Annotated in this window: 1 protein-coding gene and 1 pseudogene; one reads left to right on the plus strand and one right to left on the minus strand. The window is 44.9% G+C overall.

The annotated features are described in order from the left end of the window. A partial coding sequence (locus AC5RDS_RS10135; protein ID WP_494222324.1) for a polysaccharide biosynthesis protein occupies positions 1 to 527 on the plus strand: 527 nt, incomplete at its 5' end. A 41-nt stretch (positions 528 to 568) separates the two neighbouring features. Here AC5RDS_RS10135 and AC5RDS_RS10140 read toward each other — a convergent pair. Next, a pseudogene (locus AC5RDS_RS10140) lies at positions 569 to 2,058 on the minus strand (IS1182 family transposase). Between the last annotated feature and the right edge of the window lie 167 nt (positions 2,059 to 2,225).

Raw genomic sequence — 2,225 nt, forward strand, 5'->3', positions numbered from 1 at the left:
GCAAGGATATCTGCTTTTCTATCGTTCGTTATGGTAATGTAGCCGGAAGCCGCGGATCTGTCATTCCTTTCTTCCATAACATTATCAAGAATGGAGGAACCGAGCTTCCTATCACCGATTACCGCATGACCCGATTCTGGATCAGCTTGCAGCAGGGTGTCGAGTTGGTCATCAAAGCGTTGGAAGAATCCAAGGGTGGCGAGACCTTCATCTCCAAGATTCCTTCCTTCAAGATCACAGATCTGGCACAGGCAATGCTGCCCGGATGTCAGATGCCGGAAGTCGGCATCCGAGAGGGAGAAAAACTGCATGAGATCATGGTTACCGTAGAAGATTCTATGAATACCTATGAGTATGACAAGCACTTTATCGTATATCCTCAGATGGTATGGAGTGAATCCAGACGTGCAGTTCCCACCGGCAAGAGGGTTCCCGAAGGATTTTCCTATAGCTCAGGTAACAATACCGAGTGGTTAAGCGTAGAACAGATCAAAGAATTACTCAAGACAATCGATTTAGAAAAATAAAAGCAAAAATTTAAAACATGCCGCCCGATGGGCGGCATGTTTCAGACTGTAGACAAAACGCTTTTGGTCAGCACTCCAGAAGCGTTTTTCTTGTTTTGGGTTCAAAAAGTGTGTACTTGATCAATAATAAACACTTTTGGGTTCCCCTTTTTCCCTTCCTGGCTATCATCTTTGCCAGTTTTTTCAGATTCATGCAGGCAAACGTAAGCCCGACTTTCATTTCCATCCGGGCTTTTCCTATCATCTGTGTATAGCGTAATCCGTGGTTTTCTTTTGCTGTTCCGAAGAGGCGCTCTACGGTCTCTTTCCGTTGCGCATACACTTCCTTCATCCCAATCGTATGCCGGATATCCTCACACTTTTCCATGTACGGCTCCCAGATATGCCGGGTCACTACCTTCACATGATCCCTGCTTTCTGTGCACTGCTTCAGATATGGACATCCTTCACAGACGATTCCGCAGCTCTTGTATTCCCGGTATCCGGAACGGTTCGTCGTATGATAAGCCAACACCTGATCGTTCGGGCATACATAGCAGTCAAAATATTCATCATACACATACTCGGTTTTTTTGAAAAAACCATCTTTGGTCATGGGGCGTTTATACGGCAGAAGCGGTGTGATACCATCATCCAGAAGTAACTTTGCTATCGCTGGTGTTTTGTATCCTGCATCGGCTACCAGTGTCTGAATGCCAATGTCTTTTATCTTATCATACAGGGATTTAAATGTCCGGCTGTCATGCTGGTTGCCGGGATTTACACATAACCCAGAATCCATCCGTTTTTGTCACAGGCTGTCTGCACGGAATACGCAAAAACATTTTTATGCTCACCCTTTCGGAACCATCCGCTTTCCGGATCCGTTGTACTTTCCTTGACCGTTTTTTCTTCTTTTCCATCAGAGCTGCCACCACAGGAGGGGGGGATCTTTGGGATCTTCCTTCTTTTCTTTCAGAGGCTTTTTCCCATGCGCTTCCCGGTCTTCATTGATTTCCTTCTTTAACTGCTCTTCGAAGAACAGTGCTTCCTCATCTGCAATCCGTTTCCGCATCTTTTTGCTGTTTGCCCGTGCTTTTACATGGGTGGCATCCACGAAGACCTCGGAAGGATCAATCAGTCTGTATTTATAGCATTCCTGCAGGATACGGGAAAAGATCTGTTCAAAAAGATCAGTATCCTTAAAGCGTCTGGTATAATTCTTTCCAAACGTAGAGAAATGGGGAACCTTGTCCATCATTTCCAGACCGAGGAACCATCGGTATGCGACATTGACTTCGATTTCTTTTACTGTCTGGCGCATGCTTCGGATGCCGTACAGATACTGGATGAATGGAATTTTAATGAGCATGACCGGATCCATGCTGGGGCGGCCATTGTCTGCACTGTATTTATCGATCACAAGATCATAGATAAAACTCCAGTCGATTGCCTGGTCAATCAGGCGCAGCAGATGATCCTGCGGAACAAGGTCATCCATGCAGAACATCTGAATCTGTTCTCTTTTCTTATCTGCATTCTGTGTCATCATAGGAAACACCGCCTTTATTTTGATACTTTCATTATACCAAAAAAGTAGTGAAAAGTCCCGTAAATACGGCATTTTCACTACTTCTTATATGCTTGTAAGTACATAATTTTTGCAGTCATGACACAAGAAAAGCTCCCTCACAGGAAGGAGCTTTGTCTACAGTCTGA

The sequence above is a fragment of the Odoribacter sp. genome (assembly GCF_985060555.1).